24 protein-coding genes and 1 pseudogene are annotated in these 22,767 nt (G+C 66.8%); 8 read left to right on the top strand and 17 right to left on the bottom strand.

Features of this window, described 5'->3' with window-relative positions; genetic code table 11:
• Window positions 1–81: 81 nt before the first annotated feature.
• Genes F618_RS0103355 through rpoE form a run of 4 tightly spaced genes read right to left on the bottom strand, consistent with a single transcriptional unit; the run spans window position 82 to window position 2,743 of the window.
• Window positions 82–570: a SoxR reducing system RseC family protein gene (locus F618_RS0103355; protein ID WP_018144067.1), complete on the bottom strand. Its 489-nt coding sequence runs from the start codon at window positions 568–570 to the stop codon at window positions 82–84.
• A gap of 22 nt (window positions 571–592) precedes the next feature.
• Complete coding sequence (locus tag F618_RS0103360) at window positions 593–1,576, bottom strand: MucB/RseB C-terminal domain-containing protein (RefSeq protein WP_019563364.1); 984 nt, start codon at window positions 1,574–1,576, stop codon at window positions 593–595.
• Between the two features lie 6 nt (window positions 1,577–1,582).
• Window positions 1,583–2,149: a sigma-E factor negative regulatory protein gene (locus F618_RS0103365; protein WP_018144069.1), complete on the bottom strand. Its 567-nt coding sequence runs from the start codon at window positions 2,147–2,149 to the stop codon at window positions 1,583–1,585.
• Between the two features lie 12 nt (window positions 2,150–2,161).
• Entirely contained in the window at window positions 2,162–2,743 is a 582-nt protein-coding gene (rpoE, locus tag F618_RS0103370; RefSeq protein WP_019567745.1) for an RNA polymerase sigma factor RpoE, read from the bottom strand.
• 144 nt (window positions 2,744–2,887) lie between these two features.
• Between rpoE and nadB the strand changes: the two genes are divergently transcribed.
• Window positions 2,888–4,528: an L-aspartate oxidase gene (gene nadB / locus F618_RS0103375; RefSeq protein WP_019567746.1), complete on the top strand. Its 1,641-nt coding sequence runs from the start codon at window positions 2,888–2,890 to the stop codon at window positions 4,526–4,528.
• Window positions 4,529–4,763: 235 nt separating this feature from the next.
• On the opposite strand, the gene F618_RS0103380 is transcribed toward nadB, so the two are convergent.
• The 3 genes from F618_RS0103380 to F618_RS0103390 are packed head-to-tail and all read right to left on the bottom strand — an operon-like array spanning window position 4,764 to window position 7,199.
• The gene (locus F618_RS0103380; RefSeq protein ID WP_019567747.1) at window positions 4,764–5,492 is read right to left on the bottom strand and encodes a ferredoxin--NADP reductase; all 729 of its coding nucleotides are present in this window, start codon (window positions 5,490–5,492) and stop codon (window positions 4,764–4,766) included.
• Window positions 5,489–6,403, bottom strand: coding sequence for a nucleoside triphosphate pyrophosphohydrolase (gene mazG, locus F618_RS0103385; protein ID WP_019567748.1), 915 nt, complete (start codon window positions 6,401–6,403; stop codon window positions 5,489–5,491). The genes F618_RS0103380 and mazG overlap by 4 nt, the downstream gene beginning before the upstream one ends.
• Before the next feature lie 43 nt (window positions 6,404–6,446).
• Complete coding sequence (locus F618_RS0103390) at window positions 6,447–7,199, bottom strand: MBL fold metallo-hydrolase (protein ID WP_018168135.1); 753 nt, start codon at window positions 7,197–7,199, stop codon at window positions 6,447–6,449.
• 216 nt (window positions 7,200–7,415) lie between these two features.
• Here F618_RS0103390 and F618_RS0103395 point away from each other — a divergent pair, with 216 nt between their 5' ends.
• The 6 genes from F618_RS0103395 to lipA all read left to right on the top strand — a co-directional run bounded on the left by F618_RS0103395 (window position 7,416) and on the right by lipA (window position 12,160).
• Entirely contained in the window at window positions 7,416–7,655 is a 240-nt protein-coding gene (locus F618_RS0103395; protein WP_018144075.1) for a BolA family protein, read from the top strand.
• Between the two features lie 20 nt (window positions 7,656–7,675).
• Window positions 7,676–8,080 (top strand): hypothetical protein, encoded by a 405-nt coding sequence (locus F618_RS0103400; RefSeq protein ID WP_019563369.1) that lies wholly within the window; start codon window positions 7,676–7,678, stop codon window positions 8,078–8,080.
• Complete coding sequence (locus tag F618_RS0103405; protein WP_019567749.1) at window positions 8,077–8,631, top strand: hypothetical protein; 555 nt, start codon at window positions 8,077–8,079, stop codon at window positions 8,629–8,631. Before F618_RS0103400 ends, F618_RS0103405 begins: the two co-directional genes overlap by 4 nt.
• Before the next feature lie 86 nt (window positions 8,632–8,717).
• On the top strand, window positions 8,718–9,929 hold the full coding sequence (locus F618_RS0103410) for an HDOD domain-containing protein (protein WP_019567750.1): 1,212 nt from the start codon (window positions 8,718–8,720) through the stop codon (window positions 9,927–9,929).
• Between the two features lie 6 nt (window positions 9,930–9,935).
• Window positions 9,936–11,141 carry an HDOD domain-containing protein gene (locus tag F618_RS0103415; RefSeq protein ID WP_019567751.1) on the top strand — a complete coding sequence of 402 codons (1,206 nt, stop codon included), beginning with the start codon at window positions 9,936–9,938 and terminating at the stop codon, window positions 11,139–11,141.
• A gap of 62 nt (window positions 11,142–11,203) precedes the next feature.
• Window positions 11,204–12,160, top strand: coding sequence for a lipoyl synthase (lipA, locus tag F618_RS0103420; protein WP_019567752.1), 957 nt, complete (start codon window positions 11,204–11,206; stop codon window positions 12,158–12,160).
• A gap of 322 nt (window positions 12,161–12,482) precedes the next feature.
• Here lipA and F618_RS16310 read toward each other — a convergent pair.
• From F618_RS16310 to ppa, 10 genes and pseudogenes are all read right to left on the bottom strand, one after another.
• A pseudogene (locus F618_RS16310) lies at window positions 12,483–12,688 on the bottom strand (hypothetical protein).
• 359 nt (window positions 12,689–13,047) lie between these two features.
• Window positions 13,048–13,752, bottom strand: a complete 705-nt coding sequence (lipB, locus tag F618_RS0103425; RefSeq protein WP_018951492.1) for a lipoyl(octanoyl) transferase LipB — start codon at window positions 13,750–13,752, stop codon at window positions 13,048–13,050.
• Complete coding sequence (locus tag F618_RS0103430; RefSeq protein ID WP_019567753.1) at window positions 13,749–14,012, bottom strand: YbeD family protein; 264 nt, start codon at window positions 14,010–14,012, stop codon at window positions 13,749–13,751. Before F618_RS0103430 ends, lipB begins: the two co-directional genes overlap by 4 nt.
• Window positions 14,009–14,896 carry a D-amino acid aminotransferase gene (locus tag F618_RS0103435; RefSeq protein WP_019628512.1) on the bottom strand — a complete coding sequence of 296 codons (888 nt, stop codon included), beginning with the start codon at window positions 14,894–14,896 and terminating at the stop codon, window positions 14,009–14,011. Before F618_RS0103435 ends, F618_RS0103430 begins: the two co-directional genes overlap by 4 nt.
• Window positions 14,897–14,910: 14 nt before the next feature.
• On the bottom strand, window positions 14,911–16,158 hold the full coding sequence (locus F618_RS0103440) for a D-alanyl-D-alanine carboxypeptidase family protein (RefSeq protein ID WP_018938399.1): 1,248 nt from the start codon (window positions 16,156–16,158) through the stop codon (window positions 14,911–14,913).
• 85 nt (window positions 16,159–16,243) lie between these two features.
• Window positions 16,244–17,257 carry a septal ring lytic transglycosylase RlpA family protein gene (locus F618_RS0103445; RefSeq protein WP_081620851.1) on the bottom strand — a complete coding sequence of 338 codons (1,014 nt, stop codon included), beginning with the start codon at window positions 17,255–17,257 and terminating at the stop codon, window positions 16,244–16,246.
• Entirely contained in the window at window positions 17,214–18,245 is a 1,032-nt protein-coding gene (mltB, locus tag F618_RS0103450; protein WP_019567756.1) for a lytic murein transglycosylase B, read from the bottom strand. The genes F618_RS0103445 and mltB overlap by 44 nt, the downstream gene beginning before the upstream one ends.
• On the bottom strand, window positions 18,242–19,360 hold the full coding sequence (gene rodA, locus F618_RS0103455; RefSeq protein WP_018938396.1) for a rod shape-determining protein RodA: 1,119 nt from the start codon (window positions 19,358–19,360) through the stop codon (window positions 18,242–18,244). Before rodA ends, mltB begins: the two co-directional genes overlap by 4 nt.
• Window positions 19,357–21,234, bottom strand: a complete 1,878-nt coding sequence (mrdA, locus tag F618_RS0103460) for a penicillin-binding protein 2 (RefSeq protein ID WP_018938395.1) — start codon at window positions 21,232–21,234, stop codon at window positions 19,357–19,359. The genes rodA and mrdA overlap by 4 nt, the downstream gene beginning before the upstream one ends.
• A gap of 113 nt (window positions 21,235–21,347) precedes the next feature.
• On the bottom strand, window positions 21,348–21,884 hold the full coding sequence (gene ppa / locus F618_RS0103465; RefSeq protein ID WP_018144089.1) for an inorganic diphosphatase: 537 nt from the start codon (window positions 21,882–21,884) through the stop codon (window positions 21,348–21,350).
• A gap of 239 nt (window positions 21,885–22,123) precedes the next feature.
• Here ppa and F618_RS0103470 point away from each other — a divergent pair, with 239 nt between their 5' ends.
• Window positions 22,124–22,765, top strand: a complete 642-nt coding sequence (locus F618_RS0103470; protein WP_018144090.1) for an adenylate kinase — start codon at window positions 22,124–22,126, stop codon at window positions 22,763–22,765.
• Window positions 22,766–22,767 lie beyond the last annotated feature (2 nt).

The following is a 22,767-nucleotide window of genomic DNA, read 5'->3' on the forward strand; positions in this document are numbered from 1 at the left end:
CCAGCCCGCATTGGGAAGTCGTAGGTTCATGGCTCTAGAAAGCCGGCCCGGCCGCAAGTTCCCGACGACCGGCGCGAAGATTCAGGGCCGGGGCGCAGCCATGGGTGCCGCAGCGCGGTGGGTTCCCGTGGCCGGATGGCGCTCCAGCAGCACCGGCGCCAGATCCGGGGCGCGCCGGCGCAGCCAGGCGCGCACGCCGAGCAGCCCGCCCGCGAACCCCAGGGCCCCGGCCAGCAAATGAAAGCCCTCCCCGAGTCCGGGCACGACCAGCATCAGCAGTGCCGGCGCCGCCACCAGGCCGGCGAGCGGCAACAGGTACATCGCCAGGGCCCCCGAAACCAGCGCCTGATCGCGAATACCCAGGGTCACGGTATCTCCCGGCTGCAGCGAGCCGGGATGGCCGATGGACACCTCCACTGCCTTGCGGCCCAGCACCTCGGACAGGACGCCGCTGCCGCAGCCCGTCCGGGCCGAACAACTGCCGCAGGTCGAACGACGCTCGATACGCACACGCGCCGCGTAGCCCTCCACCGAGAGCACGGTTCCCTGTTCGCGGATCCATTCACTCATGCTTGCGGGCCCATGTGGCGATTCAATTGCCGGGGTGATGCACCACGGCGTCCAGCACGCCCCGCACCGTCGCCTGCGGGACATCGCCCACCGCAGTGACCTGGTGCCCCGCGATCGAACGCGCGGCCCCGTGCGTGGCCCCGGCACGTGTCGTGCCCTCGAACATCTGCTCGCCGCTGGCCTTCTCGATATAGACCGAGACCGAGGCCAGACCGTCGCTCAACACGAAATGACGCAGGCTGGCCTGGTCGTCTCCGACACGGCGTTCGGACGCGGCAATCGCGGAAAAGCCATCCGGCAGGTTGGCAAAGCTCCAGCCGTCCATGCCGGTCTGCTCGTCCCAGTCGGGCTTCTTGTGCCCATGGTCGGCTCGCACCTCGACATGCTCGGCGTCCTCGCGGGTCGCCTCGAGGGCGGTTTCCGCGACCTCGTCAAGATGCTCGAGATCGGTAAAGGCCAGGCGCTCGAGCAGCGCCCCGTGACCGTCGTACAGTTCGCTGAGCAAGGGGAGCGCGGTCGCGGTGTGCAGGCAGTAGCGATGGCTGTAACGCAGCATATCGCGGGCACGCGCTAGGATCATGCGGCACTCGAGTCCGGCGACACGGTCCACGCCCATGTCTTCCAGGGCGTAGTGATCGTGGTGTTCGAGCAGGAAGACCGGCGCGCCGGCCGGCCAGTGCGGGGCCCCTCCACCCTCGCCGGCCGCGGCCCTGGCTCCCTTCAGCGCGCTCAGACGGTCGACCGACCGCAGGATCTCGCGGTGGCTTCCGGTCAGGGTTTCCAGGCGCTCGCGGTAGCCACCGTTCTCGGCGGCGTGCACCACACGAATGGCATCCAGTCGGTCATCCCGCTGGAGCACGAAAGTTCCCTGGTAACTCTCCGAATGCAGGCTACTGGTCATCCGCTGCAGCCAGTCTGCCGGGGATTGATCCCCGGCCAGAACCGGCAACGGAACACAGCAAAGTGCAGTGGCGGCAACCAGGACGAACGGCAGGCCGCGGCGCATCACGCGTTACTCGTCACTCACCGAGTAACGAACCCGGCCCAGGGCGGTAGAACCCGGCCCGGTCAGTTCCGCGTGATTTTCGAGGTAGCGGGCAAAACGTGGGTCCAGCGACTCGCGTCCGGCGGCCGGGGCCTCGACGTCGGAGGTACTGGCCCGCTGCACGCCATCGGCGACCTGTGCCGGGGTACGGGTCTCGCTGGCGACCGGAGCGGCCTCCTGCGTGCCCGTGTCGGGCCCCAGCATCTGCATCCCGACCAGGGTCACCATCGCGACCGCGGCGGCCACGCCAGTGCCCGCAACCGGCTTCAGCCAGCGCGGCTGCGCCGGCTTGTGGGCAGCCGACAGCGGCGCCTCGTCAGCCAGGGCCGCATGGACACCGTCCATGAAGTTCGCGGGGGCCGTGCGGCGCATCCCGCCGCGCAGACTATCGCCGATCAGGTGATAGCGTTCCCACTGGCCGCGGTCCTCTTCGGACTTGACCAGTTCATCCATCAGGCGACGCGTCTCGAAGTCATCCGTTTCTCCGTCCACCAGGGCCGAAAGACGTTCATTCTTTGAGACTTGCTCTGTCATGGCGCTACTCGTTCAGTTGTTGTCTAACAAAGGACGCAAGGTCCGGTCGATGGCCTCGCGGGCCCGGAAGATGCGCGACCGGACCGTGCCGATCGGGCATCCCATCGTCTGCGCGATTTCCTCGTAACTCAGTCCCTCGATCTCGCGCAGTGTGATGGCCATCCGAAGGTCGTCGGGCAGTTCCTCGATGGTGCGACGCACCGTCCCTTCAATCTCTTCGGACAACAGCTCCCCCTCCGGGGTTGCACTGTCCTTCAGGGCGGAGTCACCGCCCATCTGTTCCGCGTCCTGCGCATCGATTTCGGCCTCGGGCCGCCGCCGTCCCTGGGAGACAAGGTGATTCTTGGCCGTGTTGATGGCGATGCGGTAGAGCCACGTATAGAACGCACTCTCGCCGCGAAAATTCGCCAGCCCCTTGTAGGCCTTGATGAAGGCCTCCTGAGACACGTCCAGGGCCGCTGCATGGTCATGGACATAACGCCCGACCAGGTTGACGATCTTGTGCTGGTACTTCAGCACCAGGACGTCGAAGGCCGCCTTGTCGCCCTTCTGAACTCGCTTGACCAGGGCCTCGTCGGAAGCCTTCTCGCTCATGCGGGGACTCCCGCCAACACGCCAGTCTCCGGTATTCTATGTTGCATGGACCGCCTGACTCGCATTAAGTTCGCTTTGCGCACAACACTGTTGCGCAAGGGCCACAATTCGCTCTGGCAACAAGCGCAGCACGTTACCTGACCCATGGGGACAGTACAACAACCGCGCCTGGCGGACGTCCTCGTGATTGGAAGCGGCGCAGCGGGGCTCTCCGCAGCCCTGCATCTGGCCCCGCACCGTCGCGTCACCGTGATCAGCAAGGGCCCGGTGGACGAGGGTTCTACCCGCTATGCCCAGGGCGGGATCTCGGCAGTCCTCGACCGCACTGACTCCTTCGACGCCCACATTCAGGACACCCTGGACGCGGGCGCGGGCCTGTGTGACCCGGACGCCGTGCGCCGCACCGTGGCGGCGGGCCCCGAGGCGATCCACTGGCTACTCAACCTCGGCGTGCCGTTCACCCGCGAGCCGCTCGAGGGCCGCAGCCGGCTGCACCTGACCCGCGAGGGCGGGCACAGCGCCCGGCGCGTCGCGCACGCCGCCGATGCCACCGGGCGAGCCATCGAAGAAGCCCTGGTGCGCAGCGCCTCGGGCCAGGGCAGCATCGAGGTGTTCGAACGCCACGTGGCCGTGGACCTGATCACCCAGCCGGTGGACGGCACCCGCCGCGTGGTTGGCGCCTACGTGCAGGACGCCAAGACCCGCGAGGTGGAGACCATCCTCGCCCCGACCGTGATCCTCGCCACCGGCGGCGCCAGCAAGGTCTACCTCTATAGCTCCAATCCGGACGGCTCCACCGGCGACGGCATCGCGATGGCCTGGCGCGCCGGCTGCCGCATCGCCAACATGGAATTCATGCAATTCCACCCGACCTGCCTGTTCCATCCGCGGGCCAAGTCGTTCCTGATCTCCGAGGCGGTCCGCGGCGAGGGTGGTGTCCTGCTCCTGCCGAACGGCGAACGCTTCATGCCGCGCTTCGACGAGCGCGCCGAACTGGCCCCGCGCGACATCGTCGCCCGTGCCGTCGACCACGAGATGAAGCGCCTCGGCATCGACCACGTGAACCTCGACATCAGCCACAAGCCGGCCGAGTTCATCCGCGAACACTTCCCCACCATTCACGAGCGCTGTCTGGAATACGGTTTCGACATGACCCGCGAGCCGCTGCCGGTGGTGCCGGCCGCGCACTACACCTGCGGCGGCGTGATGGTGAATCACTTCGGCCAGACCGACCTGCCGGGGCTGTACGCCGCCGGCGAGGCCTCCTACACAGGCCTTCACGGCGCGAACCGCATGGCCAGCAACTCGCTCCTGGAGTGCCTGGTGTATGCCCGTGCCGCGGCCGACCACATCCTGTCGCAGACCGATCTGCCCGCCCCCGAGAAGCTCCCCGTGCCGCCGGCCTGGGACGAGTCCCGAGTGACCGAGTCGCAGGAAGAGGTGGTGGTCGCCCACGACTGGGACGAGCTGCGCCGGCTGATGTGGGATTACGTCGGGATCGTGCGCGCACGCGAACGCCTGCACCGCGCCGAGCGGCGCATCCGCATCCTGCAGGAAGAGATCCACGAGTATTACAGCCACTTCCGCATCTCCCCGGACCTGCTGGAGCTGCGCAACCTCGCCATGGTCGCCGAGATCATCGTGAAGAGTGCCCTGTCGCGCAAGGAAAGCCGCGGGCTGCACTTTATCCGCGACTACCCGGACACCGACCCGGCCCTGGACGGCCAGCCGACCATCCTCGCCCCCGAAAACGCCCTGCGCCCGGGCGACACCCGCCGGCCGTAATCCTTCTCGGTTCGAGCACCGCGCCTGCCTTCCCTCCCGTCATTGCGAGGAGCGCAGCGACGAAGCACAAAAGCAGCGAAGCTGCGTTGAATGGCCGCAGGCCGGCCCGAAGGGCGAGCGGAGCGAGTAATCCCCCCCACGCTGGCAAAGCGCTGGGATCAGGTGGCCGAGCACATCGATTGCCACGTCGCCTGCGGCGACTCGCAATGACGGGTTCAGCTAGACACGCGGCGCGTTACCACCACTTCTCGTATTTCAGCTGCGCCTCGGGGATGCCCCATTCCGCCAGCAGGGTGGCCATGTCCTCGATGAACTCGCGCGAGCCACAGAAGTAGAACAGCGCATCGCGCGGCAGATCGAGCGACTCCAGCAGCCGATGGCTGATACGTCCGGTGTGGCCCAGCCAGTCCTCGGCCTCGCGGGTCACGGTCAGGCTGACGTCGATATTCGGCGCCTTGGCCATCGCCTCCAGCTCCTGCGGGAACAGCACCTCGTCCTGGTGCGCCACGCTGTACACCAGATGCGCATAGACCTCGGGCATGTCGGCGTGGATCGCGCGCAGGATGCCGAACAGCGGCGTCACGCCGATGCCGGCCCCCAGCAGCACGACATTCCTTGCCATGCCGGGCTCGAAGAAGAAACTGCCCTGTCCCGGCGTGATGTACACGGTGTCGCCTTCCTGCGCGACCGCGTGCAGGTGATGCGTCGCGTGGTGGTGGTCAGCGTACTTGATGGCCAGTTGCAAACGGCCATCCGCGCGCGGCGCGGACACGACCGAATAACCACCGACGAAGGGCTTGCCCTCGGGTTGCGGGATCACCAGATCCAGCCACTGGCCGGCCTTGCTGGTAAAACGCTGCGGGTCCGCGGCCAGGGTGAACACCTTGATCAACGGGGTGACCTGCTCGATCGTCTCGATCCGGGCCGGCAGAAAGTGGTCGGGCAGTTCGACGGCGTCGCTCATCTCGGGTCCTTGGTCTCGGATTCGTCGTAAGGCTGGTGCTCGCGGCGCCGCGCCTCCTGATAAAGGGTCTCCTGGACCGCGAAGTCCAGCGCCCCCAGGGTCTCGCCGCGCGCAGCGGCCAGGGCCTCCATATGCCGGAAGCGGGCCTCGAACTTGCGCGTACTTCCGCGCAGCGCCCCCTCCGGATCCACACCCAGGTGGCGCGCCCAGTTACTGACGGCAAACAGCACGTCGCCGACCTCCTCGGCGATGCGCGCCTCGGCCTCGCCCTGATCCACGGCCTCCTGCACCTCGGCCAGCTCCTCGTGAATCTTGGCGACCACCGGCGCCGGATCGTCCCAGTCAAAACCGAGCCGGGCGGCGCGGCGCTGGCTCTTCACCGCTCGCGACAGGGCCGGCAGAGCCAGCGGGATGTCGTCCATGGCGCTGGTCTGGGCGCGATCGGCACGCTCCCGGGCCTTGTCCGCCTCCCAGGCCGCCTCGCGCTCCGCATCCGAGGCATGCTCGACATCGGCAAACACGTGCGGATGCCGGCGCACCAGCTTGTCGCCGATCGCGCGCGCTACATCATCCAGATCGAAACGCCCGGCCTCCTCGGCGATGCGCGCCTGGAATACCACCTGGAACAGCAGGTCCCCCAGCTCGTCGCGCAGCTCGCGGGTGTCCGCCGCCGCGCCCTGGTCGCGCGCGATCACGTCGGCCAGTTCATAGGCCTCCTCCAGGGTGAACGGGACAATAGTCCCGGCCGTCTGCGCCCGGTCCCAGGCACAGCCGGATTCGGGATCGCGCAGCCGCGCCATGATCGCCCGCAGGCGGTCCAGCGGACCCAGCACGTCAACGGGTGTGTGTTCGGTCATCGCGGGAGTGTACGGGGTCCGGCAGGCGGTAAAAACCGCCCACCGGATGAACATTCGGAACCGGTGGCTCCTGGCGGGGCCACCGGAAGGGGTCGGACTAACCCTGCTGATCGGTCTCGCAGAGGCGCCTCTTCTCGTCCGGCAGGTTGTCGGGGCAGATCCCGCAACCCTCGTTGCCCGGCAGGGCCCAGTCGATCTTCTTCGGGTACGGCAGGTCCATCTCGTCCATGATCTTCACGAACTCCGCCTCCGGCTTGCCTTTGCCCAGGCGCGGGTTGCGCATCTTCTCCTGGCCGATGGTGGTGATCTGGCGCTCTTCGTAATCATGCGCGGGATACACCAGGGTCTCGTCCGGCAGGGTGAAGAACTTGTCGTGAATCGAGTGATAGAGCGTCTTGGCATCCCCCGACTGGAAATCGGTGCGGCCACAGGCCTCGATCAGCAGGGCGTCGCCGGAGAACAGCATTTTCAGGCCCACGTGATCCATCAGGTAGGCGTGGTGCGCATCCGTGTGTCCCGGGGTATAGAGCGGGTTGACCACCAGGTTGCCCACCTGGAAGGGCTCGCCCTCGCGCAGGCCGAAATCGCGACACGGCAGTTCGTCCATCGCCGGCCCGCCCAGCTTGCAGCCGGTTTTTTCGCGCAGCATCCGGGCGCCGGTAATGTGGTCGGCGTGGATATGGGTCTCGATGACGTAATCGAGGCTCAGGCCCATCTCCTGCAACACGCGCATGTCGCGGTCGACGGTTTCGATGACCGGGTCGATCAATGCGGTCTTACCGGTATCCGGGCAGCTCAGAAGATAGGTATAGGTGGACGACTCGTCCTCGAACAGTTGCTTGAAGATCATTGCGATTGCCTCCATGGCCCGGCGGGCCGAACGTTAGTGACCTGATGCTAGCGCAGCCAACCCGGAACAACCCAAACCAGCCCGACAATCCATGCAGGTGTTTTCCTACGAACCCGTGCCGCGGGAACGAGTTCCCCGCGTGGGGGAACTTCTGTCAGGCCCATCGCCCGGCTATCATCCGCGGCTGACCAATACGCACCAATCAGGGGACTCATCATGGATGCCAATCAAGTGGCCGAACTCATTCGCGCCGGCCTGCCGTCGGCCGAGAAGGTCGAGGTTACCGGAGGCGAGGGCAAGTTCGAGGCCCTGGTCGTCAGCCCACAGTTTGCTGGCATGAACGCGGTCAAGAAACATCAGACCGTCTACGCCACCGTACGCGAGCAGATCGACTCCGGCGAACTCCACGCCCTGTCCATCCGCGCCTTCACCCCCGAGGATGCCCCGAACGCCTGAGGCGTTCAGCGCGCGTGCCGATGCTGTCGCCCAAGGGTCGCGAGGAGATCGAACGCCTGCTGGAGGGTGGCCTGGTACACGACTGGGGCGAGGCCGAGACCACCCTGCGCAACGTCACGCGCATGCTGCTGACCACCCGCCCCGACCTCCTGCGCCTGTATTTCACGCCCGAGGCCTGGGAGCAGATCACCGCCTGGCCGCAGAAGAAGGCCGCCAACGCGATCATCGCGGCGCTGCGCACCGGCGTGGTGGACACCCTGGGGCGGCCCGCCATCGCCAACCGCGAGCAGGCGCGGTTCTATTTGCTGTGCTTTCAGAACGACCTCACCGAGCGGGTCGACGCCTGGTGCCGCGAGCACCCCGAGGAATGCCCGCGGCGCAGCCGCAAGCGCACCACGGCCCTGCCCGACGACTCCGACACATGAACAATCCCGCGATCCAGACCTGTGGCGACCCGGCCCTGCAGGACGCGCTCGTGACCCTGTTCGCCCGCTACGGCCTGCGCCTGGTCGTGCACCCGGCCCAGGCGCCGCTGCCCGGCAGCTGGTGGGGCGAACCCGAGGCCGGGATCGTCGGCCATGACGTGCATGTGCGTCCCGACACCCCCATCCACTCGGCCCTGCATGAGGCCGGACACGTCATCTGCATGGACGCAGGACGGCGCGCCACCCTGCATACCAATGCGGGCGGCGATGACCTGGAGGAGTGCGGCGTATGTTATCTGCAGATCCTGCTGGCCGACGAGATCCCCGGCGTCGGCCGCGAGCGGCTGATGCGGGACATGGACGCCTGGGGCTACAGCTTCCGCCTGGGAAATACCGCCGCCTGGTTCCGCGAGGACGCCGCCGATGCGCGGGGCTTTCTGCAAGCCCATGACCTGATCGACGCCGCAGACCGACCGCGCTTCGCCTGCCGTGGGGCGGCGTCAGCGCTTCCCGCCACCGGATCGGATGCTACACTGGCACCAGTCGAGTAACCCGCGCAGCGGGTACGCCCCGCGGCCCGCCACGCGGCGCTGCAGCGCGGGAACGGATTGGCACAGCACGGATCGGGAACCGCCCCATGGATAGCACCAGCATTGATGCCCTGCTTCAGGACCTGGACCTGACCTCAAGCCTGTCGGAGCAAGCCCGCAGCGAACTGGCCTCGGCCTGCCTGGCCCGGGAACTGGACGCCGGGCGGCGCCTGCGCCCGCAGGAGGTCGAGGATCGCTACCTGTTCCTGGTACGCGGCCAGCTGGTCCGCGTCAGCGGCGGTAATCCGGCCCGCATCACCCTGGAGTCGACCGATCCGGACAGCCCCCTGCAGATGTTCGACCAGAACATCGGGCAGCAGGACTTCCTCATTACCGAGAAGACCTGTCAGTTGCTGGAGATCCCCACAGCGGCGCTGAAGAAGGCCCACAGTGCCTCGCTCGTAGTGCACGACACCGACCTGGACGACACCGAGGGTGCCTTCTTCGGCGAGCTCTACGACCTGATCACCAGCAATCGGCTGGAATTGCCGACCATGCCGGAGATCGCGCTGCGCATTCAGGAACTGACTAACGATCCGGATGCCGACCTGGACAAGCTCACCGAGGTCATCCAGCGCGACGGGACGATCGCCGGTGCGCTGCTGCACGCCACCAACAGCCCGCTGTTTCGCGCCGCCAAGCAGATCCAGTCCGTGCGCGACGCGGTCAACCGCCTGGGCTTTCGCAACACCCGCATGCTGGCGATGAACATGGCCCTGCGTCAGGCCTTCAAGGCCAAGCACGCCTCGACCCGCGACGCGATGGAGTCCAGCTGGAAACACGGCGCCCTGCAGTCGGCCTACAGCTACCTGATCGCGGACTCGCTGAAGCAGCTGGACCGCGAGCGGGCACTGCTGGCCGGGCTGGTCGCCGGGATCGGCGCGGTCCCGATCATCCAGTTCGTGGAGCTGCGCGAGGACCATCCCGACCGCGAGCGCGTGCAATCGCTGGTGCGGCGCCTGAGCAATCTCGCCGGCGTCCTGGTAATCAACTACTGGGATCTGGGCGGCGACCTGGTAACGGTCGCTGAACACGCCGGAGACTGGGGCTATCGCGCCAGCGAACCGGACTACGCCAGCATCGCCCTGGTTGCGGAATGGGCCACCCGCCGCGCCGAAGGCGAGGCCGTCCCCGAGGCCACCGCTGTCGCGGCCTTCGAGGTCCTCGGGATCACCCCGCCCCCACCCGGCGAGCCGATCACGTTCCTGGAAGAGCGCGCCGAGGATCTGGCAGAACTCCGCGCCATGTTCAACGTCTGAACCGCGGTGATCGAGCAACGCCTCCCCCAACTGCACCCGTTTGCCGAGCTGAGCGACCGGGCCCGCGACAAGCTACTGCAGCACGCCCGGACCATGACGGTGGATCCGGGCTTCAAGCTGCATGCACGCGACGAATTCCGCAGCATGATCTTCCTGCTGGAAGGCCGCATGATCCTGGCCAGCGGGCGCAATTCGGTCATGTTGAAAGGCGACAGCAGCGAAGCGCTGAACCCCCTGTTCGATGCGCACGACTACCACAGCCATGCCATCGCCGCGACTCGCTCGACCCTCGCCATGCTTGATCGCAAGGTCTATGAAACCCTGATCGACGGCGGCGGCCGGGACAGCGTCGAGGTCAGCGAGATCGAGCTATCCGATCTCGAGGGCGAACTGTTCAGCAGCATCTACACCCATGCCTACTCCGGGGAACTGGCCCTGCCCCAGCTCCCCGAGGTTGCCCTGCACCTGCAGCGGGCCCTCAGGGACCCCGATGTCTCCATCGCCGAGGCCACCCGCATCATCGAGGAAGATCCGAGCGTGGCCGGCCGCCTGCTGAGTGTGGCGAACAGCCCGGCCATGGGCAGCCGCCGTGTCGTCTCGCGCCTTCAGGATGCCGTCGCCCGGCTTGGACTGGAACGCACCCGCCAGTTGGTGATGGCCCTGGCGATGCACCAGGTCTTCATCCATCGCGACAACCCCTACCATGAACTGCTGGAACGCCTGTGGCGGCGCTCCGCACGCATTGCCGCGGTCAGTTGCGTGCTGGCCGACCAGTGCGAGGCCGCCGATCCGCAGAGTGCGTTGCTCGCCGGCCTCCTGCACCGAGTCGGGGCCTTGCCGGTCATCGCCGAGGTCGCCCGCACCCATCCGGACCGAACACCCGGGGAAGTGGAACGCGTACTGTTCCGACTGGAAGGCCTGATCGGCGAACTGGTTGCCCAGCAATGGGACCTGGCATCCGATATCATAGAGGCCATTCGCGATTCCGGCGGCCCGGAGAATCCGGAGGCTCACGCCCTGACCGACATCGTGCGAATCGCCCGCGCCGCATGCCCGCGGGATGCCGAAGACGACCTGCTCTCCGACCGCATCCCGCTCACCGACCTGCGGGCAGTGGAACGCCTCGGCTTTATCCTGGACGAGGACGGCAACCTGCCCGCCATCGAGACGGCTAGGCAGGAAGTCGAGGCGCTGATCCGCGAGGTTGCCTGAGCACGCCCGATCGCCCCACACCGGCCGCACAACCCGGCCGCCACGAAATTCAGGGAAGGTCCATGGACACTCGAATCCGCCCCCAGCCCGGTGAAAAACAGCGCGCCGCCGACAAGGTCGCGCGCATCCCGGTCAAGATCCATCCCACCGAGAAGCCCCAGCGCAAGCCCAAGTGGATCCGCGCGCAAAGCCAGGCACGGCCCGAGGTACAGCGCATCAAGGGCATCCTGCGCGAGCAGAAACTGCACACGGTCTGCGAAGAGGCGAGCTGCCCGAACCTCGGCGAATGCTTCGCCCACGGCACCGCCACCTTCATGATCATGGGCGACATCTGCACCCGCCGCTGCCCATTCTGCGACGTCGCCCACGGCCGCCCCGAGGCCCTGGACGCGGACGAGCCCCGTCACCTGGCCGAGACCATCCAGGCGCTTGGCCTCAAGTATGTCGTGATCACCTCGGTGGACCGCGACGACCTGCGCGACGGGGGTGCCGGGCACTTTGTCGACTGCATCCGCGAGGTGCGTGCCCTGAATCCGGGCATGAAAATCGAAATCCTCGTACCGGATTTTCGCGGTCGCATGGATCGCGCGCTCGAAATCATGCACCAGGCCCCGCCAGACGTCTTCAACCACAACCTGGAGACGGTCCCGCGCCTGTACCGCGAGGCCCGCCCGGGCGCCGACTACGCCTGGTCGCTGGAGCTGCTCCGGCAGTTCCGGGAACAGCACCCTGGCGTGCCGACAAAGTCGGGCCTGATGCTGGGGCTCGGCGAGACCCGTGAAGAACTGCTGGAGGTCCTGCAGGACCTGCGCGACCACGGCTGCGACATGCTGACCCTGGGCCAGTACCTGCAGCCGTCGCGCCATCACCTTCCGGTGACGCGCTTCCTCTCCCCCGAGGAGTTCGACGAGCTCGGCGACCGTGCCCGCGAGATGGGCTTCAAGCAGGTGGCCAGCGGCCCGATGGTCCGCTCGTCCTACCACGCCGACCTCCAGGCCCAGGGCCTCGAAACCGCCTGACCCGTCCCGAGTGCCTTGCCGCGGCAACGCGTCCGGTGCGGCCTGGCTGCTCCGAACGTTCACGTGTCGTACCAGCGCAGCCCGTAGCTAGAGCGGCTTGAAAACCGATTGTTTACAGGGCCTCGCGCCACCGCCTGCCTGGTCGTGGCTGGCCCCGGTTCATCCTCTGGTGTTTACGGTGGCTCCGGTCCGCATACTGCCCGGCGCTGACCCGCCAGCGCGCCCCGAGGCACTTTCTTGCTTGCCCAAAGCAGGGCACCCGGATTCCGCCCAGGAACCTTGCTCCAGGGCCCTCGGGCCGGCGGCGCTGAACTCGCTTCGCTCAGACATCCAGCGCCTTCTTCCGGCCCGAGCACCCTTCCGCAAGGGGCTCCATACGGGAGGGGAAGGTCAAGACAGAAGGTGTTCCGTCCCCCGGACATAACAATAGGCAATGCCGTCCGAAGGCCCCGGCGCCCGCCGCGCGGGCGCGGCACGCAACGGCCAAAGGCCGAGCGTGCCGAAGATGTCCGAAAGCCTAGCCATCATCCACTGGCAAGAACGTTGGGATAGCCGTTGTTTTGACCTGCCTCCCCGTTGTCGTCGCGCCGAGTGGAGAGGCTTTTCGCGGGAGAAGAGGCGCTGGATGTCTGAGCGAAGCCGCAGGCGCAGCGAGTTCAGCGCCGCCCGCGAAAAGCCTCGGAGCGAGGGAAACCCCGGCCCGCGTAGCGGGCCGGGGTCGCGGCAGTCGGGCGTGTTTCTTGGGTACTTCTTTGCACGAGCAAAGAAGTACCTCGCGGCGCGCTCGCGAGAGAGCGCGTGGCAGGCGGCGGACCGGAGCCACCGTAAACACCGAAGGACGAACCAGGACCAGCCACAACCCAGCCTTGGGAAGGCCAGGCGACGTGTTACGGCGCCGGGCAACGCCCCAGCGCCTGCACGCGCACCAGTTCGGCGGGCAACGCCGCCTCATGCCGAAGCGCGACATCCGCCCCCTCGTACAGCTGGATGGCGAGATTCGCCAGGAGCGCGTCGCGAACACGGTCGATTGCGACCGGACCACCAAGCTGGACCTGCATGGAGGTCGTCGGCAGGCCCGCATAGCCACAGGGGTTGATGCGCGCAAACGGCGCCAGCACCGGCGCCACGTTCAGGGCGAGGCCATGGATGCTGCGGGCGTGGCGCACGCGCAAGCCGAGGGCCGCAATCTTCGCCTGCCCGACATAAACCCCGGGCGCGTTGGCCCGACGTTCGGCCTCGATACCCCATTGGGCAAGCGTATCGATGATGGCCTGTTCCAGGCACTCGACCAGACGGCGCACGCCGATCCCGAGGCGCCTGAGATCCAGCAGGGTGTAAACGACGAGTTGGCCGGGCCCGTGATAGGTGATCTGCCCGCCGCGGTCGATCGCCACCACCGGCACGGCCCCGGGATCCAGCAGGTGTTCCGGACGGCCATTGCGCCCCTGGGTGAAGACCGGGGGGTGCTGCACGCACCACAGGGCATCGGGGGCTTCGGCCGCGCGTTCGCGCCCATGCAACTGCATCGCCTGCCAGACCGGGACGTAAGGGTGCAGCCCCAGCTCGCGCACCTCGACCGGGGCCGGTGTCACAGGATCATGCGCACCCGGTCGCAGCGGCCAAGGGAGCGGTAGAAGGCGTCCAGTTGTGCCTGGCTCGTCGCGGTAAAGGTGATGGTGATGCCGACGTAACGGCTGGCGCGCGAGGCCCGTTGCTCGATCACCGCGTCATCGGCATCCAGGTGTTCGGCCACGCAGCCTTCTACGGCCTCCATCAACTCTGGATGGGCATCCCCCATCACCTTCACCGGGAACCGGCAGGGAAATTCGATCAGGGTCTCGCGGTCACTCATGCGGCACCTCCGGACTGCATTGGCTCACTCACGAGCGCACCCGGCTTGGCAGCCTGATAGGCCGCATGGAGGGCCTTCCAGACCGGACCAGGATGTCCCGTGCCCACGACCCGGTCATTAAGGCGGGTGACCGGGAGGATCTCGCGGGTCGAACTGGTCAGCCAGATCTCCTCCGCCCGTGCCAGCTCCGACTCGCTTACCGCGCACTCCTCCACCGGGTAGCCCAACTCGCGCGCCAGATCGAGAACCCGCGACCGCGTCACCCCGGGTAGCACCGAAGGCGCAAGTGGCGGCGTCACCAGACGGCCGTCGAGGACCACGAGGACGTTGCTGGCCGCACCCTCGGTGAGCTGTCCATCACGCAGCAGGATCGCCTCGACCGCACCCTGCTCGACCGCGGCCTGGCGGTTCAGGACATTGGCCAGCAACGTGGTCGCCTTGATGTCGCAGTGGCCCCAGCGGCGATCTTCGGCGGTCACGGCGGCCACACCCTCCGTGCGCACGGCCTCCGGCAGAGGACGGATCGGGCTCACCATCGCGAGGACCGTCGGCCGGGCATCCGGCGGGAAGGCATGATCGCGCGGGGCCACGCCGCGGGTCACTTGCAGGTACACCCCCAAATCCGGGGTAGCGGGATCGGCATTGCGCGCCAGCAGATCTTCCAGAAGCGCAGTCCACTGCCCCGCATCAAAGGGGCTGAGAATGCGGATGGCCGCGAGGGACCGATCCAGGCGCTCGAGATGCGCGGGGAGCATGAAGAATTCGCCCGCGTAGCTGGGAATCACTTCGTAGACCGAATCCCCGAACAGGAAACCGCGGTCCAGCGGCGAGATCCGCACCTGGTCCAGCGGCAGGTAGTCCCCGTTGAAGTAGGCAATACTCACGCGCAACCTGCGTGTCAGAACGGCCAGGCCGCCTGGATACCCAGCGCTGCCCCATCCCAAAGGCGGCGCACGAGGCCACCTTGCTCCACCGTGTGCAACGCAACCAGTGGCTGGGTACGGATCACTTCGCCATCCAGGCGCACGACCACCTCACCGACCGGGTCACCCGCCGCCAGCGGTGCCTCCAACGGCTGGTGCACCTCCATCGAGGCGTCCAGGTCGTCCTCACGCCCCGGCGGAACCATCACCCAGAAGTCCTCGGCCAGCCCCACGGCGACCTCGGTATCCGCCCCGCGGTAGACCCGTGGCGTTCCCAGTTCGTGCGCCCCTTCGAACAGTTTGCGGGTCGCGGTGAAACGCATACCCCAGTTCACCAGCGCCTGGGATTCGTTCGCGCGGCGGGTCCCGCCCTGCTGATGGTCGGCCGCTTCGATGCCCATCACCGCGGCCACCAGGCGACGATCATTGCGCTTGGCCGACGACACCAGGTTGTACCCGGCGCTCGAGGTCCAGCCGGTCTTCAGCCCATCAAAGCCGGAATCGCGCCACAGGAGCATATTGCGGTTGCTCTGGGAGATGTCGTTGTACTCGAAGGACCGCTCGCTGTAGTAGCCATAGAGATCCGGGAAATCGCGAATGAGCGCCCGCGCCAGCAGCACCATGTCCTGCGCAGTGGTGTACTGCGACTCCTCGGAAGGCAGGCCATGCGGGTTGGCAAAATAGGACTGGCGCATCCCCAGTTCACGAGCCTGGGAGTTCATCATGTCGACAAAGGCCCCTTCGGAGCCGGCCACATGCTCGGCCAGAGCGGTAGAGGCGTCGTTCCCGGACTGGACGATCATGCCCCGCAACAAGTCCTCGACCGCGACCTCCTCGCCGACCTCGATGAACATCCGCGATGCCCCGGTCATCCCGGTGCGCCAGGCACGCTCGCTCACCGTGACCGTATCGTCCAGCGCCATGCGGCCCTCGGTGATCTCGCCGAACACCACGTAGGCAGTCATCACCTTGGTCAGGCTGGCCGGCTCGCGCTCCACTTGCGGCTCGCGACTGGCCAGCATCAGACCGGAGTCGAAGTCCATCAGCGCATAACTCGCCGCCGTCACATCCGATGGCGGGCGCGGGATCCCGCTGGGGGTTTTCGCCCCATCCCCGGCCACGGGCAGTTGCTGTTCCTGCGCGTGCACCGGAGCAAGCACCAGCATCGCGAGCAGGCAGGCCACCAGAAACGGCAAAAAGGGAATGCGGACGGACAGAGTCATGGCAGGGAAGGCCCTCCTTAAGGACCGGTCTACGATAGCAGAGTGGGGCCCGGGACGGGCCGGAAAAACAACAGCGGCAGAGCCTTTACTGGGCGTTCTCGACTACGCGGTAATCAACGTGCGCCGCACCCTGCAGGCGATCCGTGATCGCGCGGACCGCATCGCCATCCGCCAACGGGCCAATCCGCACGCGATGGAGGTCCGCACCGTCGTCCCGCCCCAGGGTGGAGATACGAACCGGGTCGAAACCCAGGGCGCGCAGATCTTCGCGCACCTGTTCCGCCGAATGGCGCTCGGAAAACGCCCCGACCTGGACAAAACGCCCGCCCCCGGCGCCCTCGCCGCTGGACCCGGCGGCGGGCATCCCGGAGTCTGCTGTCTCCGGTAGCGGTTCGGGGGCTCGCTCGCCCACCCGTTCCGGCGAGGTCACGGCGGCCACGTCGACGACGGGCCCCGCGGCCGGCGCGGCCGCAACTCGGTCGTCGGACTCGGTATCACCCGGCCCCACCGAGCGCACACGCACCCGAGCCACACCGGCATCGGTCATGTCGATGCGATGGGCCGCAGCGTAGGAAAGGTCGATGATGCGCCCATCCACAAATGGCCCGCGATCATTCACCCGCACCACCACCTGCTTGTTGTTCTCCAGGTTGGTGACCTCGACATAGCTTGGCAGCGGCAGAGACTTGTGTGCCGCCGTCATCGCATACATGTCATAGGGCTCGCCGCTGGACGTACGCCGGCCGTGGAATTTCGTGCCGTACCAGGAGGCAATGCCCTCTTCCTCGAAGCCGTCACTGGTCCGCAGGGTGCGATAACGCTGCCCGAACACCTCGTATTCCGACGGGTTGCCATAGCGGCTGGGCGGCTCGTTGCGCGGCTCCGGTTCCGGGATCAGGGCGAGATCTTGCGGCACGTCGGCCGCATCGGGGTAACTGTCATAGGCGGCGTCACCCAGCGGGCGCGGGTCGCGCTCCGGGGTACCGGAACAGCCAGCCAGCGCCAGCAACACCAACCCCAGCAGGAGCGCCCCGGGCGCAGGCCCGGAGGCCGGACTAGTCGGCCAGTGCCTCGGCAAGTTGGTGCACGGCCATCGCATACAGCGGGCTCCGGTTATAGCGGGTAATCACGTAGAAGTTCGGGTATCCCAGGTAGTACTCGTAACCGTCATCGCCCTCGAGACGAATGAAGGAATACTCGCCATCCTCGTCCACGGCCTCGTCGGGATAAATGCCGTGCTCGGCCAGTTCGTCGAGACCGAAGCGGGCCTGATAGTTGCGACTGATCAGGGCCTCGTGGGCATCCCCCTCGACCCGCGCCTTCGCCACCACCGGCTCGCCATGGTTCCAGTGGTGCTCGCGAAAGTAGTTGGCCACCGAGCCGATCGCGTCCGGCCAGGAGTTCAACAGGTCACGCTGACCGGAGCCGTCGAAGTCCACTGCGTAGTGGCGGTAGCTGGACGAGATGAACTGACCGCGCCCCATGGCCCCGGCGTAGGATCCGCGCGTCTCGCGCGGATCCAGGCCTTCCTCGTCCACCAGGGTCAGGAATTCACCCAGCTCGCGGCGGAAGAAATCCGATCGCGGCGGGTAGTCGAAGCCCAGGGTCACCAGGGCATCGAACACGCGGAAGCCGCCAGTGTTGCGGCCATAGTAGGTCTCGACCCCGATAATGGAGGCGATGATCTTCGGCTCCACACCAAAGCGATCCTCGGCGCGCTTGAGCCAGCGGCCGTGTTCTTCCATGAAGTCGTGACCGCGCTCGATGCGCTGGTCGGTGATGAAGATCGGACGATAGTCCTTCCACGGCCGCGCCTCGGCCGGGCTGGAGATCAGGTCGAGGATGCGCTGCTGGGGGTCGGCGGCGGCAAACATCGCCTCCAGCGCCTCGCGGTCGCGGCCGGCCTCCACCTGTTCGTCGATGAACGCCTGCACCTCGTCGCGCTCGAGATACGGCGGATCGCCGGCACGGAATTCGCTTTCGGCCGCGACCGGGAGGGACACGGCAGCCAGGGACAGGACCAGCCCCGTCCGTAACAGGGTCGGGCGGACAATGCGGGCCCACACGGGGCGCAAGTTCAGGCTCATCGATTCACCAGGCGTTTCTGGGAGGCTATGCTCATGAGAATACCGAAGGCGACCATAAGGGTCACCAGCGAAGTACCCCCGTAACTGACGAGGGGCAGCGGCACGCCGACCACCGGCAACAGGCCGGTCACCATGCCGATATTGACCACCATGTAGACCGCAAAGGTCAGGCTGATACTCCCGCCCAGCAACCGGGCGTAGCGATCCTGTGCCAGCGCGGCGATCCAGAGCCCGCGCGCAACAATCGCAAAATACAGCAGCAGCAACAGCGCGACACCTATAAAGCCGAATTCCTCGGCGTAGACCGCAAAAATGAAGTCGGTGGAACGCTCGGGCAGAAACTCCAGTTGCGACTGGGTCCCGTTCAGCCAGCCCTTGCCATACAGCCCGCCGGACCCGATGGCGATCTTCGACTGGATGATGTGATAGCCGGCGCCCAGCGGATCGGACTCCGGGTTGAACAGCGTCAGCACCCGCTGGCGCTGATAATCCAGCATCTGCGACCACAGGATCGGGATGGCGGCGGCCGCCGTGAACCCTAGCCCAACGAACCAGCGCCAGCCCAGCCCCGCAAGAAAGATCACCAGGAACCCGGCGGCCCCGACCAGCATCGAGGTGCCCAGATCCGGTTGCTGCATGATCAGATAGACCGGCGCCAGGATCAGCGCCGCAGTCACCACCAGGTCTCGGAAGCGCGGACGACCATCCCGCTGGGACAGGTACCAGGCCACCATCATCGGCACCGCGAGCTTCATGATCTCCGAAGGCTGGAAGCGCATGAAGCCGAGATCCAGCCAGCGCTGCGCGCCCTTGCCAACATCCCCGACCCACATCACCGCCAGCAACAGCAGGACCCCGGCTACAAAGAGCCATGGCGAGATCGCGCGCAGGGCATGCATGGACACCTGGGCGACCAGCAGCATGGCGGCCACCCCCAGGCCGATCCGCATGACCTGTCGCTCCAGGGCGACCACGCTCTCGCCGGTGGCGCTGAACAGTACCGCCAGCCCCAGCAACAGCAGGATGGACAGCAGCACCAGCAGCACGCTGTCCAGGCGCAGGCTGCGCAGCGCCCACTGACTAACGGACATCTCGCGGCCGGTCACGCTGATCATTCGTCCTCCGGGACATCGATCGTCATGCCCGCCCCCTCCAGCAGGTAGGCGTCCAGGACCTCGCGGGCCACCGGCGCCGCCACCCGGCCACCGGAACCGCCGTGTTCCACCAGCACCGCCACCGCGATGCGCGGGTCCTCGGCCGGGGCATATCCGACGAACAGGGCATGGTCCCACAGGCGGCGCGCCAGTTCCTCCTCGTCGTATTCCTCGTCCTCGCCCAGACTGAACACCTGCGAGGTACCGGTCTTGCCGGCGATGGTGTACTCCGGCCGGGTACTTCCGATGCTACCCCAGGCGGTGCCATGACGCGCGTTCACGGCCTCCACCAGCGAGCCATGGATGGCGTCCCAGTGTTTCTCGTCGACCGTTACCGGATCCCGCAGCATGGGCAAGCGATATTCGGGTTCGCCCACTCCGTTGTCCATGGCGCGCAGCAGGTGCGGCTGATAACGCTCGCCACGGGCCGCAAGGGCCGCAGTGAAGTCGGCCATCTGCAGGGGGGTCGACAGCATGTAGCCCTGGCCGATTGCGGTGATCAGGGTCTCGCCGGGAAACCACACCTGGTCATGCGTGGCCCGTTTCCAGTTGCGGCTGGGCAGGATGCCCGGGCGCTCCCCGGTGGAATCGATCCCGGTCCGCTGCCCGATCCCGAAGGCCCCCAGAATCGGGACCATGCGGTCGATCCCCATGGTGTGGGCCAGGTCGTAGAAATAGACGTCCGACGACACCGCGATGGCGCGCGACATGTCCACGCGACCATGCCCCTCGCGACGCCAGTCGCGATAGCGCCGCTCATGCCCCGGGAGCTGGAAATACCCGCGGGCGAACATCTCGCGCTCGGCGGTGGTCACCTCTTCGTCCAGGGCCGCCAGACCCACCAGCGGCTTGATCGTCGAACCCGGCGGGTACTGGCCACTCAGGGCGCGGTTGAACAGGGGCCGGCGATAGTCGTCACGCACCGCGGCAAAGTCGGCCTGCGAGATCCCGTGGACGAACGACTCGGGATCAAAACCGGGGGCGCTGACCAGCGCAAGCACCTCGCCATTATTCGGATCCACGGCCACGATGGCCCCGTCCCGCCCGGCCAACGCCCGATAGGCCGCCTGCTGCAGGTTGACGTCGAGGGTCAGGGTCAGGTCCGTGCCCGGTTGCGGCGGGGTCACCGAGAGTTCGCGGATCACGCGCCCCTGGGCGTTCACCTCCACCTGGCGATAGCCCGGCCGCCCGTGCAGCAGATCCTCGTAGTAGCGCTCGACGCCGCTCTTGCCGATATGCGAAGTGCCGGCATAGGCACGCCCGTCGACCCGCTGCAGGTCCTGCTGATTGATGCGCCCGACATAGCCGACCGCATGCGAGAACTTGGACCCCAGCGGATAGAACCGCAGCGGCCGCGCCTCGATCTCCACCCCGGGCAGCTCGTGGCGCGAAACCGCAATCCGCGCCACCGTCTCGTCGTCCAGGCCGGCCTTCAGCAACACCGGCTGGAACGGCCGCCGCTGACGCACCCCGCGCTGGAACCGCTCGACGTCCGCCTCGCTTAGCTCCACGTAACCGCGCAGGCGAGCGAGCAGGGAATCGAGATCGCCGGCCTGCTCGACCGTGACCTCCAGTTGATAGGAGGCGCGATTGCCCGCCAGAAGCACGCCATTACGGTCGCGGATCACCCCTCGAGTGGGGGCAATCGGTTCCACCCGTAGGCGGTTGTTCTCCGAGAGCGTGGTGAAGTGCGTGTGCGCACCGACCTGCAGGCCCGAAAGCCGCCAGCCCAGTGCCAGCAGAATGACCGCCAGGATCACCAGCGCCAGCAGGATGCGCACGGCAAAGCGTTCGCGGTCCTGCTGTTCCTCGCCGTAGGCGTCGCGTTCGGCCATTTCAGGGGGTCACGGGGCCGTGACCCCCACTGACCACCGCCCACGCAAAGACCGGACCGCCCCAAGGGGGTGGCCCGGCGCTGGCCTCGCGCTGCATGCAGCGGGTGGCGACGTCAGATCTTGCTCTTCTGGAAACGCTTGTAGCTGGCAACAATCTCCGCCTTGGCCGCCTCGGCGTCCGCCCAGCCCTCGACCTTGACCCACTTGCCCTTCTCCAGCTCCTTGTAGTGCTCGAAGAAATGCTTGATCGAGTCCAGCAGTTCCTGACCCACGTCCTCCGGCCCCTGATACTTTTCGTACTGCGGATGCAGTTTGGTCACCGGCACGGCCAGGATCTTGGCGTCCACACCCGCCTCGTCGGTCATCTGCAACACGCCGATCGGACGCGAACGCACCACCGAACCCGGCATCAGCGGCACCGGGGTGACCACCAGCACATCCACCGGATCGCCGTCTTCCGACAGGGTGTGCGGAACAAACCCGTAGTTGCACGGATAGAACATCGCGACCGTCATGAAGCGATCAACCATCAGGGCCCCGCTGTCCTTGTCGATCTCGTATTTGACGGGCTGCCCGTGGGCGGGGATCTCGATCACGACGTTGACGTCATTGGGGAGATCCTTGCCGGCTTCGATCTGGTTCATGTCCATGCTTGCTTCCCAAAAGTTGGTTTGGCTAGCCGGGCATTATACAGGGGACACGCACCTCAAGGGCACCCGGCCAGCGGCCCCAACGGTTGCGGGCAAGCACCTTCAGGCGGTATAAGACCGCGCTCGGGAAACGGTTTGCGTCTTCAGTGACCAGCCCCGTTTCGCCACCGCCATTCACCGTGCCGCCCCCGTTCCCGGCTAGTCCTGCGGTTCGGCGCGGCACCCGGCAGGAGTCAGCTATGCGTATCGTCCTGATGGGCGCCCCCGGTTCCGGCAAGGGCACCCAGGCCAAGAAGATGGTCGCCACCTTCGGCATCCCCCAGATCTCCACCGGCGACCTGCTGCGTGCCGCCGTCGCCGCCGAGACAGAACTCGGCAAGCAGGCCAAGAGCGCGATGGATGCCGGCCAACTGGTCCCCGACGACCTGGTGCTGGGGCTGATCCGCGATCGCCTGCAGGAACCCGATGCGCAGAAGGGTTTCATCCTCGACGGCTTCCCGCGCAACGTCGCCCAGGCCGAGGCCCTGGATACCATGCTGGCCGACATCGAGTCGCCGCTCGACCGCGCGATCCAGATCGACGTCCCGTTCGAGGAACTCAAGCAGCGCCTGACCGGGCGTGTCTCCTGCGGCGACTGTGGCGCAGTGTTCAACACCCATACCTTCCCGCCACAAAAGGAAGGCGTGTGCGACCTGTGCGGCGGTGACCTGGTCCACCGCGCGGACGACAACGAAGAGACCGTGGTCAACCGCCTCAAGGTCTACGAGGAGCAGACCCAGCCGCTGATCGAGTACTACGACGGTCATGGCCTGCTCAAGCACATCAACGGCACCCGCGACATCGAGCTGATCTTCGACGAGATCCGCCAGCTGCTGTCCTGAAT

This window comes from Thioalkalivibrio sp. ALMg13-2 (genome assembly GCF_000381185.1).
Classification (GTDB): domain Bacteria; phylum Pseudomonadota; class Gammaproteobacteria; order Ectothiorhodospirales; family Ectothiorhodospiraceae; genus Thioalkalivibrio; species Thioalkalivibrio versutus.

Bases quoted from the DNA above. Each gene is read 5' to 3' on its own strand.
- F618_RS0103355 (WP_018144067.1), bottom strand. From the start codon at position 570: ATGAGTGAATGGATCCGCGAACAGGGAACCGTGCTCTCGGTGGAGGGC.
- F618_RS0103360 (WP_019563364.1), bottom strand. From the start codon at position 1,576: ATGCGCCGCGGCCTGCCGTTCGTCCTGGTTGCCGCCACTGCACTTTGC.
- F618_RS0103365 (WP_018144069.1), bottom strand. From the start codon at position 2,149: ATGACAGAGCAAGTCTCAAAGAATGAACGTCTTTCGGCCCTGGTGGAC.
- rpoE (WP_019567745.1), bottom strand. From the start codon at position 2,743: ATGAGCGAGAAGGCTTCCGACGAGGCCCTGGTCAAGCGAGTTCAGAAG.
- nadB (WP_019567746.1), top strand. From the start codon at position 2,888: ATGGGGACAGTACAACAACCGCGCCTGGCGGACGTCCTCGTGATTGGA.
- F618_RS0103380 (WP_019567747.1), bottom strand. From the start codon at position 5,492: ATGAGCGACGCCGTCGAACTGCCCGACCACTTTCTGCCGGCCCGGATC.
- mazG (WP_019567748.1), bottom strand. From the start codon at position 6,403: ATGTTCATCCGGTGGGCGGTTTTTACCGCCTGCCGGACCCCGTACACT.
- F618_RS0103390 (WP_018168135.1), bottom strand. From the start codon at position 7,199: ATGATCTTCAAGCAACTGTTCGAGGACGAGTCGTCCACCTATACCTAT.
- F618_RS0103395 (WP_018144075.1), top strand. From the start codon at position 7,416: ATGGATGCCAATCAAGTGGCCGAACTCATTCGCGCCGGCCTGCCGTCG.
- F618_RS0103400 (WP_019563369.1), top strand. From the start codon at position 7,676: ATGCTGTCGCCCAAGGGTCGCGAGGAGATCGAACGCCTGCTGGAGGGT.
- F618_RS0103405 (WP_019567749.1), top strand. From the start codon at position 8,077: ATGAACAATCCCGCGATCCAGACCTGTGGCGACCCGGCCCTGCAGGAC.
- F618_RS0103410 (WP_019567750.1), top strand. From the start codon at position 8,718: ATGGATAGCACCAGCATTGATGCCCTGCTTCAGGACCTGGACCTGACC.
- lipA (WP_019567752.1), top strand. From the start codon at position 11,204: ATGGACACTCGAATCCGCCCCCAGCCCGGTGAAAAACAGCGCGCCGCC.
- F618_RS0103430 (WP_019567753.1), bottom strand. From the start codon at position 14,012: ATGAGTGACCGCGAGACCCTGATCGAATTTCCCTGCCGGTTCCCGGTG.
- F618_RS0103440 (WP_018938399.1), bottom strand. From the start codon at position 16,158: ATGACTCTGTCCGTCCGCATTCCCTTTTTGCCGTTTCTGGTGGCCTGC.
- F618_RS0103445 (WP_081620851.1), bottom strand. From the start codon at position 17,257: ATGCGATGGCCGTGCACCAACTTGCCGAGGCACTGGCCGACTAGTCCG.
- mltB (WP_019567756.1), bottom strand. From the start codon at position 18,245: ATGAGCCTGAACTTGCGCCCCGTGTGGGCCCGCATTGTCCGCCCGACC.
- rodA (WP_018938396.1), bottom strand. From the start codon at position 19,360: ATGATCAGCGTGACCGGCCGCGAGATGTCCGTTAGTCAGTGGGCGCTG.
- mrdA (WP_018938395.1), bottom strand. From the start codon at position 21,234: ATGGCCGAACGCGACGCCTACGGCGAGGAACAGCAGGACCGCGAACGC.
- ppa (WP_018144089.1), bottom strand. From the start codon at position 21,884: ATGGACATGAACCAGATCGAAGCCGGCAAGGATCTCCCCAATGACGTC.
- F618_RS0103470 (WP_018144090.1), top strand. From the start codon at position 22,124: ATGCGTATCGTCCTGATGGGCGCCCCCGGTTCCGGCAAGGGCACCCAG.